We start from the raw sequence: 12,394 nt of genomic DNA on the forward strand, positions 1-12,394 counted from the left end.
GCGGGGGGATAGGTTGCGGCTGCTGCGGAGCAGCTGGACGACCGATCCGGTCGTCCGGCACCGACCACGACCCGGAGGCGACGGCATCCATGAGCACTCCTCTCGAGCTCGAGCCAGGATCCACCTCGGCCGAGCCGGAGTCGGTCCTGCGGGGCGAGAAGAAGATCGAGGGGCGCTCGCTCGGGCAGATCGCCTGGATGCGGCTCAAGCGTGACAAGGTCGCGCTCGGTGGCGGCGTCTTCGTCCTCCTGCTCATCCTCATGGCGCTGTGCGCGCCCCTCATCGTCGGGCTGCTTGGCCACCCGCCGGACGAGTTCCACCAGGAGCTGGTCGACGCCAACCTGCAGATCCCGACGGCGCCCTTCGGCGGCATGTCGTGGGACTTCCTCTTCGGCGTCGAGCCGGTCAACGGTCGCGACATCTTCAGCCGCATCATCTACGGCTCGCAGATCTCGCTCCTCATCGCGTTCCTCGCGACGCTGCTCTCGGTCGTCATCGGCACGATCCTCGGCGTCGTGGCCGGCTACTTCGGTGGCGTCGTCGACACGATCATCAGCCGCTCGATGGACATCTTCCTCGCGTTCCCGCTCCTCGTCTTCGCCATCGCCCTCGTCGGCGTCGTGCCGGACGAGGCGTTCGGGCTCAAGGGCGACTCGCTCCGCATCGCGGTGATCATCTTCATCATCGGCTTCTTCAACTGGCCCTACATCGGCCGCATCATCCGCGGGCAGACGCTGTCGCTGCGCGAGCGGGAGTTCGTCGACGCGGCCCGCAGCCTGGGGGCGCGCACGCCCTACATCCTGCTCAAGGAGCTGCTGCCGAACCTCATCGCGCCGATCCTCGTCTACGCGACGCTGCTCATCCCGACCAACATCCTCTTCGAGGCCGGTCTCTCGTTCCTCGGCGTCGGCGTCCAGGCGCCCCGCGCGACGTGGGGCGGCATGCTCTCGGATGCCGCCCAGTGGTACCAGATCGACCCCTGGTTCATGGTCTGGCCCGGCCTCGCCATCTTCGTGACGGTGCTGGCCTTCAACCTCTTCGGGGACGGCCTGCGTGACGCCCTCGACCCGCGGTCGCGGTAACCACCGCAGCCCGCTTTCCGCAACACGAAGGAGCGCATCCACTCATGAAGAACACACGCGTGATGGTGGTCGCGACCGCGGCCGCCCTCGCCCTGGGACTGTCTGCCTGTGCCGGCAGCCAGACCCCGGGCACGTCGAACACCGGCGGCGGAGGCGGCGGCGCAGGTGCGGCCCCGGCCGCGGACGCGGCCCTGCAGGCCGTCGTGCGCCCCTCGGACAAGAAGGGTGGCACCCTCAAGTTCGGCATCTCGAGCGACTGGGACTCCGTCGACACGGGTGACACGTACTACGGCCTCTCGTGGGACTTCCTGCGCAACTACGCGCGCACCCTCGTCGCCTTCAAGGCGGCCCCGGGCAAGGAGGGCAACCAGCTCGTCGGTGACCTCGCCACGGGTCTCGGCAAGCCGAGCGCCGACAACAAGACGTGGACCTACACGCTCCGCGACGGCATCAAGTTCCAGGACGGCACGCCGATCACGAGCAAGGACGTCAAGTACGGCGTCGCGCGCCAGCTCGACAAGAACACGTTCCCGAACGGCCCGACGTACTTCAACGACTTCCTCGCCGACGTGCCCGAGGGCTACTCGGTCTACAAGGACAAGAACCTCGACAACCTCAAGTCGATCGAGACGCCCGACGACAAGACGATCGTCTTCAAGCTGAAGACGCCCTTCGCCGGCTTCGACTACTTCGCCCAGCTGCCCGCCACGGCCCCCGTGCCGCAGGCCAAGGACACCGGCACGAAGTACAAGGAGACGTACGTCGCGAGCGGCCCGTACAAGTTCTCGCAGTACCAGACCGGCAAGCGCATCGAGCTGGTCCGCAACGACCAGTACGACGCTGCGAGCGACCCCGACACCGGGCGCAAGGCGCTGCCCGACACCATCACCGTGGAGATCGGCGTCAACGCGGCCGACCTCGACAACCGCCTCATCGCGGGCGACCTCGACATCGACCTCGCCGGCACCGGCGTCCAGGCCCAGGCGCAGGGCAAGATCCTCGCCGACCCGACGCTCAAGGCGAAGACCGACAACGTCGTGAGCGCGCGCACGAGCTACACGCAGATCAACAGCGACGTCGCACCGTTCGACAACATCGAGTGCCGCAAGGCCGTCATCTACGCGTACGACAAGACGGGCTACCAGCGCGCCTACGGCGGCAACGTCGGTGCCGACATCGCGACCGGCCTGCTGCCCCCCATCGTCCCGGGCTTCGCCGAGATGGACATGTACAACGCGAAGAGCAAGCCGACCGGTGACGTCGACGCCGCCAAGGCCGCCCTCGCCAAGTGCGGTCAGCCGAACGGCTTCGAGACCAACATCTCCTACCGTCCCGAGCGCCCGAAGGAGAAGGCCGCTGCCGAGTCGATGCAGCAGGCCCTCGCCAAGGTCGGCATCAAGCTCTCGCTCAAGGCCTACCCCGCCGGTGACTACTTCAAGCTCTACGCCGGCAAGCCGGACTTCGCCAAGGCGAACAACCTCGGCCTCATGGTGATGAGCTGGGGCGCCGACTGGCCCGACGGCTTCGGCTTCCTCCAGCAGATCGTCGACAGCCGCGTCATCCGCCCCGCGGGCAACACCAACCTCGGCATCAAGCTGCCCGAGGTCGACAAGCTCATGGACCAGGCCCTGTCGGAGAACGACAAGACCAAGCGTGAGGCCATCTGGGGCCAGATCGACAAGCTCGTCATGGAGAACGCCCAGGTGATCCCGGGCATCTGGAACAAGGCACTGCTGTTCCGCCCCGACACCGTCTCGAACCTCTTCGTCAACGACGGCTACTCGTACTACGACTACGCCGCCGCCGGCAAGACCAACCCGTGACCGACGGTCCGGCGCCGGGCCCACGGGCCCGGTGCCGGACCCTCCGGTCCGACCCCCTTCCCCCGAAAGTAGGTGAAGGCGCAGGCTGCCCGGGGAACGGCACCACCGTTCCCCGGCCCGCCCGGCCACCACAGTGCTGACGTACCTGATCCGCCGGCTCATCGCCGCCGTCCTGCTGCTCGCCATCGTGAGCGCGGTCGTCTTCGCCATCTTCTTCCTCGTCCCCCGCATCGGCGGCGCCACCGCCGACGACCTCGCGTCGCGCTACGTCGGCAAGAGCGCCGGCCAGGCGCAGATCCACGAGACCGCGGTGCGCCTCGGCTTCACCGACCCGATCTGGGTGCAGTACGGCCGCTTCGTCAAGGGCATCGTGGCCGGCGCCGACTACAACACCGGCGCGGGCACCGACCACTGCCCGGCGCCGTGCCTCGGCTACTCCTTCATCACGCAGAACCCGGTGCTGCCCGACCTGCTCGACCGGCTCCCCGTCACGGCGATCCTCGCCGCAGGCGCCGCCGTGCTCTGGCTCATCGGCGGCGTCGGCACGGGTGTCATCTCGGCGCTCAAGCGCGGCACCCTGCTCGACCGGAGCTTCATGGGCGTCGCCCTCGCCGGCGTCTCCCTCCCCATCTTCTTCACCGGCCTGCTCTCGCTCTCGATCTTCAGCTACGGCCTCAAGTGGACGTATGCCGGCGGCGCCAGCCCGCTCGACGCGACGAGCCCGCTCGACCTCGTCCACCGCATGCTGCTGCCGTGGGTGACGCTGGCGTTCCTCTACGCCGCCGCCTACGCGCGCCTCACCCGCGCGGGCATGCTCGAGACGATGAACGAGGACTACATCCGCACCGCGCGCGCCAAGGGCCTGCGCGAGCGCGACGTCGTCGTCAAGCACGGCCTGCGCTCGGCCCTCACGCCGATCCTCACGATCTTCGGGCTCGACCTCGGCCTGCTGCTCGGCGGCGCCGTGCTGACGGAGACGACGTTCTCGCTCCAGGGCATCGGCTTCTACGCCGTGCAGGCCATCACCAACAACGACCTGCCGAAGGTCCTCGGCGTCACGCTCTTCGGCGCCGTCTTCGTCATTCTCGCCAACCTCGTCGTGGACCTCCTCTACGCCGTCGTCGACCCCAGGGTGCGTACCTCATGAGCCAGTCCACCGACGAGAAGACCACCCGGGCCGGCCGCCGCGCCGACCGGACCGCCGCGGCGGCCGTCAACACGCTCGACGGCATCGGGGGCGTCGGCGCCCCGAGCCCCGACGCGTTCCTCTCGGTGCGCGACCTCCGCGTCCACTTCCCCACCGACGACGGCGTCGTCAAGTCGGTCGACGGGCTCTCCTTCGACGTCGCCCGTGGCAAGACGCTGGGCATCGTCGGCGAGTCCGGCTCGGGCAAGAGCGTCACGAGCATGTCGATCATGGGGCTGCACAAGCCCGGCACCGTCCGGATGACCGGCTCGATCAGGCTCGACGGCACCGAGCTCGTCGGCGCCCGGCCCGACGACGTGCGGGCCCTGCGCGGCAAGCAGATGGCGATGATCTTCCAGGACCCGCTATCGGCGATGCACCCGTTCTACACGGTGGGCCACCAGATCATCGAGGCCTACAGGATCCACAACAAGGTGAGCACCTCGGTCGCCAAGAAGCACGCGATCGACATGCTCGGACGGGTCGGCATCCCCCAGCCCGCGAGCCGCGTCGACGACTACCCGCACCAGTTCTCCGGCGGCATGCGCCAGCGCGCGATGATCGCCATGGCTCTCTCGTGCGACCCCGACCTGCTCATCGCCGACGAGCCGACGACGGCCCTCGACGTCACCGTGCAGGCGCAGATCCTCGACCTCATCCGCGACCTGCAGACGGAGTTCAACTCCGCCGTGGTGCTCATCACCCACGACCTCGGCGTCGTGGCCGAGCTCTCCGACGACATCATGGTCATGTATGCCGGCCGGTCGGTCGAGTACGCCACCGCCGACGAGGTGTTCACGCGTCCGCAGCACCCGTACACGTGGGGCCTGCTCAGCTCGATGCCCCGCCTCGACCGGGTGCGCACCGAGCGCCTCCGGCCGATCAAGGGCACGCCGCCGAGCCTCATCAACGTGCCGGAGGGCTGCCCGTTCCACCCGCGCTGCGCCTACGCCGACCGCACCGACGGCCTGAGCCAGACCGTGCGCCCGCCGTTCGCCGAGACCCACCCCGGCCACTACTCCGCGTGCCACCTGAGCCGCGAGGAGCGAACCGCCATCTGGGAGAACGAGATCAGGCCGACGCTGTGAACCTGGCACCGATCGTCCACGCCCCGTCCGGCCGCGCCGCGCGCGACCTCAGCACAGGAGCCCCATCGTGACCACCCCCCACGTCAAGCCGACCGCCTCGAAGCAGGCGGGCGAGTCCCTGCTGCAGGTGACCGACCTGACGAAGCACTTCCCGATCCGGCGCGGGCTGCTCCAGCGCCAGGTCGGTGCCGTCCAGGCCGTCGACGGTCTGACCTTCGACGTCGCTCGCGGCGAGACCCTCTCCCTCGTGGGCGAGTCCGGCTGCGGCAAGACGACGACGGGCCGGATGCTGACGCGGCTGCTCGAGCCCACCGGTGGCACGATCCTGCTCGAGGGCGAGGACATCACGCACTGGTCGACCAGCAAGCTGCGCCCGCTGCGCCGTGACGTGCAGATGATCTTCCAGGACCCCTACGGCTCGCTCAACCCGCGCCACACCGTCGGCACCATCGTCGGGGCGCCGTACCACCTGCAGGGCATCGACACGGAGCACGGCATCAAGCGGGAGGTGCAGGACCTCCTCGCCCTCGTCGGGCTGAGCCCGGAGCACTACAACCGCTACCCGCACGAGTTCTCGGGCGGGCAGCGCCAGCGCATCGGCATCGCGCGGTCGCTCGCCCTCAAGCCCAAGCTCATCATCGCCGACGAGCCGGTGTCGGCCCTCGACGTCTCGATCCAGGCGCAGGTCATCAACCTCCTCGAGGACCTCCAGGACGAGCTCGGCCTCACCTACGTCGTCATCGCGCACGACCTCTCGGTCGTGCGCCACATGTCCGACCGCGTGGCCGTGATGTACCTCGGCAAGCTCGTCGAGATCGCCGACCGCGACGAGCTCTACACCCGGCCCATGCACCCGTACACGACGGCGCTCCTGTCGGCCGTGCCGATCCCCGACACGCAGCGGCGCACGAAGCGCGAGCGGATCCGCCTCGAGGGCGACGTGCCGAGCCCGGTCAACCCGCCGCCGGCCTGCCGGTTCCACACCCGGTGCTGGAAGGCCCAGGAGATCTGCAAGACGCAGGAGCCGCCGCTCGTGCAGCTCGCGCCGCTGCACCAGGTCGCCTGCCACTTCCCCGAGAACGCCGAGCCGACCGCCCCGGCGACCGCAGACACCACCCCGGCCGCCGAGGCCTGACGCCCCCCGTCCGGCAACACACCGAGAAGCGCACAACCCACCGGGATCCGTTCCCGGTGGGTTGCGCCTTTCTCGGTGTGTTGCGGGGGCGGGGGCTAGCCCGTGGAGGCGGCTGTCGCGACGAAGGGGGCGACGGGGCTGAGGCGGAGCAGCCGGTCGAGACGCCGGGTCACGGCGCTCGGCCCCTCGACCTGCACGCGACCCGACCGCAGCGCGACGGGCAGCGACAGCCGACCGAGCCACACGGCATACAGGCTCGCGACGTCGCTGCTGATCGTCAGGTCGACGGGGAACCCGGGGTCGGCCATGCAGACCGACGGCGTGCCGTGCTCGACGAGGATCCAGAAGCGGCGCAGGTCGTCGCTGAAGCGCACGTGCAGCACGTGCCGGTCGCCGGGCAGCACCGAGGTGTCGACGCGGGCGTGCATCCACCACACGAGCAGCTGCGCGTCGAGCTCGTCGGGCTGCGGGTCGCCGAAGACCCAGTCGGCGCCCCACTGCGCGAGGCCGAAGACGACGGGCTCGAGGGCCTGGCCGGCGGGCGTCAGCTCGTAGCCGTTGACCGAGCGCGCGACGACGCCCGCGCGCTCGAGGTGGCGCAACCGCTTGGTCAGCAGCGTCCGGGAGAGGCCCGGCAGGCCGCGCGCGAGGTCGTTGAACCGGGTCGTGCCCGTCATCATGTCGCGCAGGATGAGCAGCGACCAACGCTCCCCCACGACGTCGAGGGTGCGGGAGATCGGGCAGTACTGGCCTGCTCCCGGGTCGTGTCGGGGCATCTCCACCTCCGTGGCCTCACGCGGCTGGGCTCCGGGCCCACCTTCCGAGTATGGGCCGCCGACCCCGGCCGCGTCAGTTCACTTCGTGTACTGGAGGGGGACCGGACGACGGCGGACGCTGGTCGTGGGCGGCAGGGGGCCGCCGGGGCCGCACCGGCCCGTCACCGATGGAGGGAACGCATGACCACACACACCGACACCCCGGACGCCGTCGCCGACGCGGCGCTCAAGGCCCGCCACGCCGCCATGTGGGCGCTCGGGGACTACGCCGCCGTCGCCCGCGAGGTCATCCCCGGGCTGGGCGCCGTGCTCGTCGACGCCTGCGGGGTGCGTCCGGGGCAGCAGGTGCTCGACGTCGCCGCCGGCACCGGCAACGCCGCCCTGCCCGCCGCGCGGGCCGGAGCCCGCGTCACCGCGAGCGACCTCGCTCCCGAGCTGCTCGACGCGGGTCGCCGCCTCGCCGAGGAGGCCGGGCTCGCCCTCGACTGGGAGCGGGCCGACGCCGAGGCGCTGCCCTTCGGCGACGCGAGCTTCGACGTCGTCGTCTCGTGCGTGGGTGTCATGTTCGCCCCGCACCACCGCGCCGCCGCCGACGAGCTCGTCCGCGTCGCGCGGCCGGGCGCGACGATCGGACTCGTCAGCTGGACGCCGCAGGGCTTCATCGGGCAGATGTTCGCCGCCATGAGGCCGTATGCCGCCGCGCCGCCCCCCGGGGCGCAGCCGCCGCCGCTCTGGGGCGACGAGGCCCACGTGCGCGAGCTGCTCGCCGACCGGGTGGAGGACCTGCGGGCCGAGAAGCGTTCGTGGCCGGTGCGGTTCACGCGACCGGAGGAGTTCCGCGACTTCTTCAAGCGGACGTACGGCCCGACGATCGTCACCTACCGGGGCATCGCCGACGACCCCGAGAAGGTCGCTGCGCTCGACGTCGCGCTCGCCGACCTCGCGCGTGACCACATGGACGCCGACGGGCGCATGGGGTGGGAGTACCTCCTCGTGACGGCGCGCCGCAGCGGTTCGTGAGGACGTGACGGCCGCAGGAGGGCCGGGCCGCCGTGACTGCTGGACGCGGGCAGGTTGAGGGCAGGCTGGGGGCAGGTTGAGGGCAGCCGCACGCTGGAGACGGTGTGCGGCTGCCCTCGGCGCGCGCAGCCGCGGCCGCGGCGCGTCTAGAGGCGGCTCTCGGCGGCGTCCGCGCCGCCGAGACGCTGGGCCAGCCACACGGGCACGATCGAGAGGGCGACGAGCACGACGGCGACGACGTTGACGACCGGGGCCTGGTTGGGCCGGAAGAGGTTGTTGAAGATCCAGATCGGCAGCGTCTGGCTCTCGGGCCCGGCCGTGAACGTCGTCACGACGATCTCGTCGAAGCTGAGGCCGAAGGCGAGGAGCGCGCCGGCGAGCAGGCTCGAGCGCAGGAGCGGGAAGGTGACGCGGCGGAAGGTCGTCAGCGGTCGCGCGCCGAGGTCGGCCGAGGCCTGCTCCAACGAGCCACCGAGGCGGCGCAGTCGCGCCGTCACGTTGTTGAAGACGATGACGATGCAGAAGGTCGCGTGGCCGACGATGATCGTGAAGAGCCCGGCGCCGATGCCGAAGACGGGGCCGAGGACGTTCTGGATCACCGACTGCAGGGCGATGCCGGTGACGATGCCGGGCAGCGCGATGGGCAGCACGACGAGGATCGAGATCGCGTGCTTGCCGAAGAAGTCGAAGCGCGCCAGGGCCAGCGCGAGGAGCGTGCCGAGCACGAGCGCGATCGCGGTGGCGCCGAGCGCGGCCTGCACCGAGGTCAGCAGCGCATCGCGGGGGCCCTGCGCCTGCAGGGCTGCCCGCCACCACTGCGTCGTGAAGCCGGGCGGCGGCCAGCCGAAGGTGCGGTCGCTGTTGAAGCTGTTGACCGCCACGACGACGAGCGGCACGTAGACGAAGGCCAGCACGACGGTGGCGAGTGCGGTGAGGCCCAGCCGGGCCGCGCGTCCGAGTCTCATCGAGCGCCCCTCACAGGTTGTCGAGCGCGCCCGTGCGGCGCACGGCGAGCAGGTAGAGGACCATGACGACGACCGACGCCGTGCCGAGGGCCGCCGCGAAGGGCAGGTCGAGGGTGATGTTCTGCAGCACGGTGGTGCCGAGCACCTGCAGCTTGCCGCCGACGATCTGCACCGCGATGTAGTCACCGAGCGACAGCGAGAAGGTGAACACCGAGCCGGCCGCGACCGCGGGCAGCAGCGCCGGGAGCACCACCCGGCGGAACGTCGTGAACGGTCGGCCACCGAGGTCGGCGCTCGCCTCGAGGTGGCTCTCGGGGAGGCGCTCGAACGCGGCGTAGACCGGCAGCACCATGTAGGGCAGCCAGAGGTAGGTCAGGGTGAGCACGACGGCGCCGAGGCCGTAGCCGGGGATCGCGCCGAAGGTGCTCTCGAGCACTCCCCCGGGCTGGAGCATGGTGCGCCAGGCGTAGGCCTTGACGAGGTAGCTGGCCCAGAGCGGCACGAGGACCGCCGCGAGCAACAGGCCGCGCAGCCGTCGGGGTGCGACGCGCGCCATGAAGAAGGCGAACGGCACGGCCACGACCATGCACAGGACCGTGACGAGCACGGCGATGAGCAGCGTGCGACCGATGATGCCGAGGTAGGTCGGGGTGACGAGCTCGCGGAAGTTCTCGAGCGTGAACGTGCGCACGACGAGGTTGGTGAACGGGTCGGTCGTCCAGAACGCCGTGGCGAAGATGACGGCGAGCGCGCCGAGGTAGGCGACGACGAGCCAGAGCATCGGTGGTGCGAGCAGGAGCGCAAGACCTCTGCGGTTCCTCATGGTCAGACCTCGAATTCCCTTGCAGCGCAACGATCAGGTATGCCGTGGGACCCGGGGCCGGGCGGTCCGCCCGGCCCCGGGGTCGGCTCAGCTGTTGCGGATCTCGGTCCAGGCCTTGGTCCACGTCGCGTAGTCGGTGCACTTGACGTCGGTGCGTCCGTCGAGGCACGCGCTGATGGGCGTGTTCCAGTAGCGCACCTTGGAGAAGTACTCCTCGTCCTCGGCGTGGAAGACCTTGCAGTGGTTGGGGTCGGCCGTCTCGGCGCAGGCCTTCTTGTTCGCCGGCGCCTCGCCGAAGTACTCGGCGATCGCGGCGTTCGCCTTGGGCGAGACGATGTGGTCGATGAACTCGTAGGAGCACGTCTTGTTCTTCGACTTCGCCCCCACCATCCACGTGTCGGACCAGCCGGTCGCGCCCTCCTTGGGCAACACCGCCTCGACCGGGGCCTTCTCGCCCTGGGCGACGTTGGCGATGACCTGCCACGTCGTGCCGATCGTCGTCGAGCCGTTCTTGAAGGCCTGCACCTCCTTGAGGTAGTCCGACCAGTACTCGTTGACGTTCGCCTTCTGCGCCTTGAGCAGGTCGACGGCGGCGGCCAGCTGCTTCTCGTCGAGGGCGTAGGGGTCCTTGATGCCGAGGTCGGGCTTGGTCGACATGAGGTAGAGCGCGGCGTCGGCGATGTAGATCGGCGAGTCGTAGGCAGTCACCTTGCCCTTCTGCGCGCCGACCTGGTCGAAGACGGCCGACCACGAGTCGGGGGCGGGCTTGACGAGGTCGGTGCGGTACATCAGCAGGTTCGCGCCGCGGCCGTGCGGGATGCCGTAGGCCACCCCGTTGACCGAGTTCCACGGCTTCATCTTCAGCGCGTCGAAGATGTCGGCGTAGTTGGGGACGAGGGAGGTGTTGACCGGCTCGACGTCACCTGCGGCGATGAGGCGCAGGGTCGCGTCGCCCGAGGCCGACACGACGTCGTACTGGCCGGTGCGCATGAGCTGCACGGCCTCGTCCGAGGTGCCGAAGGTCTTGACGTTGACGGTGCACCCCGACGACTTCTCGAAGTCGGTGACCCAGTCGACCTTGGGGTCGTTGCTGCCGTCCTCGACGTAGCCCGGCCACGCAAGGACGTTGACCTGGCCCTCCGGGGTGCCGAGCTTGTCGAGCGCCTTGAGGTCGGGCACCTGCATGCCGCCCGGGGCGCCACTGCCACCGGGCGAGCTCGGGGTCGAGCTGCCGCATCCCGCCAGGGCGAGCACGGCAACGGCCGCGACGGTCCCGACGGTCGTGAACCGGGACTTCTTTGACGTGCGCACGCCGATCTCCTTGCTGTGGTTGGGAACTGGGGTCATGGTCAGTGGGCCACCGGTGCGGTGGCGCGAGCACCGGGCACGTCGATGACGTGGTCGGGGTGCCAGTGGAGCGCGACACGGTCGCCGCGCCGCAAGCTCGAGGCGCCGGAGCGTGCGCCACCGTTCTGCTCGAGCGCCGTGAGCCGGGCGCCGGCGTCGAGGGCGACGACATAGCGCGTCACGGGCCCGCTGTAGACGACCTCCTCGAGCACGCCCTCGGCGCCGAGGAGCCCGTCGGCGGCGGGCGCGCCGGCCGCGACCACGGTGAGCTTCTCGGGGCGGATGGCGAAGGAGCCGTCGCGGCGCACCACGTCGCGGGCGACGTCGCCGGTCAGCAGGTTCGACGTGCCGACGAAGCCGGCGACGAACGCCGACGCGGGGCTCTCGTAGACCTCGTGCGCGGTGCCGACCTGCTCGATGCGCCCGGCGTTGAAGACCGCGATCCGGTCGGAGAGGGTCAGGGCCTCCTCCTGGTCGTGCGTGACGAAGAGGAAGGTGATGCCGACGTCGCGCTGGATGCCCTTGAGCTCGACCTGCATCTGCTCGCGCAGCTTGAGGTCGAGCGCGCCGAGCGGCTCGTCGAGCAGCAGCACTGTGGGCCGGTTGACGAGCGCGCGGGCGAGCGCGACCCGCTGGCGCTGGCCACCCGAGAGCTGGGCCGGGCGTCGGGCGCCGTGGTCGCCCAGGCGTACCTGCTCGAGGGCCTCGGCCACCCGCGAACGGCGCTCGGCACGGGGCACGCGCTTGACGAGGAGGCCGTACTCGACGTTCTCGGCCACGCTCATGTGCGGGAAGAGCGCGTAGTCCTGGAAGACGGTGTTGACGTCGCGCTCGTACGGCTGGCGCCGGGTCACGTCCGCACCGGCGAGCTCGATGCTCCCGCTCGTCGGCGCCTCGAAGCCGGCGATCATCCGCAGCACCGTCGTCTTGCCGGAGCCCGACGGCCCGAGCATCGAGAAGAACTCGCCGGCGCGCACGTCGAGGTCGACGTCATCGACGGCCACGACCGGGGGCGTGCCGGCGAACTCCTTGCGCAGCCCGACCAACCGGATGGCCGGGGTGGCGGACACCGCCTGCGTGGTCATGAGGACTCCTCGGGGTTTCGGTGTTTCCTCTGGACGCAAAACGTATGGGTCCATATGTTTACGC

The 12,394-nt window shown here is 70.3% G+C and carries 11 protein-coding genes; 6 read left to right on the forward strand and 5 right to left on the reverse strand.

Annotated features, from left to right (window positions below; translation table 11 throughout):
• Window positions 1–89 precede the first annotated feature (89 nt).
• The 5 genes from ABT295_RS07830 (at window position 90) to ABT295_RS07850 (ending at window position 6,314) form a co-directional block, all read left to right on the forward strand.
• Window positions 90–1,082 (forward strand): ABC transporter permease, encoded by a 993-nt coding sequence (locus ABT295_RS07830; RefSeq protein ID WP_352393825.1) that lies wholly within the window; start codon window positions 90–92, stop codon window positions 1,080–1,082.
• Window positions 1,083–1,126: 44 nt separating this feature from the next.
• Window positions 1,127–2,905: an ABC transporter substrate-binding protein gene (locus tag ABT295_RS07835; RefSeq protein WP_352393826.1), complete on the forward strand. Its 1,779-nt coding sequence runs from the start codon at window positions 1,127–1,129 to the stop codon at window positions 2,903–2,905.
• 133 nt (window positions 2,906–3,038) lie between these two features.
• Window positions 3,039–4,052 carry an ABC transporter permease gene (locus ABT295_RS07840; RefSeq protein WP_345507407.1) on the forward strand — a complete coding sequence of 338 codons (1,014 nt, stop codon included), beginning with the start codon at window positions 3,039–3,041 and terminating at the stop codon, window positions 4,050–4,052.
• On the forward strand, window positions 4,049–5,179 hold the full coding sequence (locus ABT295_RS07845) for an ABC transporter ATP-binding protein (protein ID WP_352393827.1): 1,131 nt from the start codon (window positions 4,049–4,051) through the stop codon (window positions 5,177–5,179). Before ABT295_RS07840 ends, ABT295_RS07845 begins: the two co-directional genes overlap by 4 nt.
• Before the next feature lie 67 nt (window positions 5,180–5,246).
• Complete coding sequence (locus ABT295_RS07850) at window positions 5,247–6,314, forward strand: ABC transporter ATP-binding protein (protein ID WP_352393828.1); 1,068 nt, start codon at window positions 5,247–5,249, stop codon at window positions 6,312–6,314.
• A 95-nt stretch (window positions 6,315–6,409) separates the two neighbouring features.
• On the opposite strand, the gene ABT295_RS07855 is transcribed toward ABT295_RS07850, so the two are convergent.
• Entirely contained in the window at window positions 6,410–7,090 is a 681-nt protein-coding gene (locus ABT295_RS07855; protein WP_352393829.1) for a winged helix-turn-helix transcriptional regulator, read from the reverse strand.
• Window positions 7,091–7,270: 180 nt separating this feature from the next.
• On the opposite strand from ABT295_RS07855, the gene ABT295_RS07860 reads away from it, so the two are divergent.
• On the forward strand, window positions 7,271–8,110 hold the full coding sequence (locus ABT295_RS07860; RefSeq protein WP_352393830.1) for a class I SAM-dependent methyltransferase: 840 nt from the start codon (window positions 7,271–7,273) through the stop codon (window positions 8,108–8,110).
• Between the two features lie 146 nt (window positions 8,111–8,256).
• Here the strand turns inward: ABT295_RS07860 and ABT295_RS07865 are convergent, their stop codons facing one another.
• The 4 genes from ABT295_RS07865 to ABT295_RS07880 all read right to left on the reverse strand — a co-directional run bounded on the left by ABT295_RS07865 (window position 8,257) and on the right by ABT295_RS07880 (window position 12,330).
• On the reverse strand, window positions 8,257–9,075 hold the full coding sequence (locus ABT295_RS07865) for an ABC transporter permease (RefSeq protein WP_352393831.1): 819 nt from the start codon (window positions 9,073–9,075) through the stop codon (window positions 8,257–8,259).
• A 10-nt stretch (window positions 9,076–9,085) separates the two neighbouring features.
• On the reverse strand, window positions 9,086–9,898 hold the full coding sequence (locus ABT295_RS07870; RefSeq protein WP_352393832.1) for an ABC transporter permease: 813 nt from the start codon (window positions 9,896–9,898) through the stop codon (window positions 9,086–9,088).
• A gap of 87 nt (window positions 9,899–9,985) precedes the next feature.
• A complete protein-coding gene (locus tag ABT295_RS07875; protein WP_352393833.1) occupies window positions 9,986–11,209 on the reverse strand; it encodes an ABC transporter substrate-binding protein in 1,224 nt (407 codons plus the stop codon).
• 38 nt (window positions 11,210–11,247) lie between these two features.
• Window positions 11,248–12,330, reverse strand: a complete 1,083-nt coding sequence (locus tag ABT295_RS07880) for an ABC transporter ATP-binding protein (RefSeq protein ID WP_352393834.1) — start codon at window positions 12,328–12,330, stop codon at window positions 11,248–11,250.
• Window positions 12,331–12,394: the final 64 nt, after the last annotated feature.

The sequence above is a fragment of the Terrabacter sp. NPDC000476 genome (genome assembly GCF_040300125.1).
Lineage (GTDB): Bacteria > Actinomycetota > Actinomycetes > Actinomycetales > Dermatophilaceae > Terrabacter.

Coding starts and splice junctions, on each gene's coding strand:
- ABT295_RS07830 (WP_352393825.1), top strand. CDS start 90: ATGAGCACTCCTCTCGAGCTCGAGCCAGGATCCACCTCGGCCGAGCCG.
- ABT295_RS07835 (WP_352393826.1), top strand. CDS start 1,127: ATGAAGAACACACGCGTGATGGTGGTCGCGACCGCGGCCGCCCTCGCC.
- ABT295_RS07845 (WP_352393827.1), top strand. CDS start 4,049: ATGAGCCAGTCCACCGACGAGAAGACCACCCGGGCCGGCCGCCGCGCC.
- ABT295_RS07855 (WP_352393829.1), bottom strand. CDS start 7,090: ATGCCCCGACACGACCCGGGAGCAGGCCAGTACTGCCCGATCTCCCGC.
- ABT295_RS07860 (WP_352393830.1), top strand. CDS start 7,271: ATGACCACACACACCGACACCCCGGACGCCGTCGCCGACGCGGCGCTC.
- ABT295_RS07865 (WP_352393831.1), bottom strand. CDS start 9,075: ATGAGACTCGGACGCGCGGCCCGGCTGGGCCTCACCGCACTCGCCACC.
- ABT295_RS07870 (WP_352393832.1), bottom strand. CDS start 9,898: ATGAGGAACCGCAGAGGTCTTGCGCTCCTGCTCGCACCACCGATGCTC.
- ABT295_RS07880 (WP_352393834.1), bottom strand. CDS start 12,330: ATGACCACGCAGGCGGTGTCCGCCACCCCGGCCATCCGGTTGGTCGGG.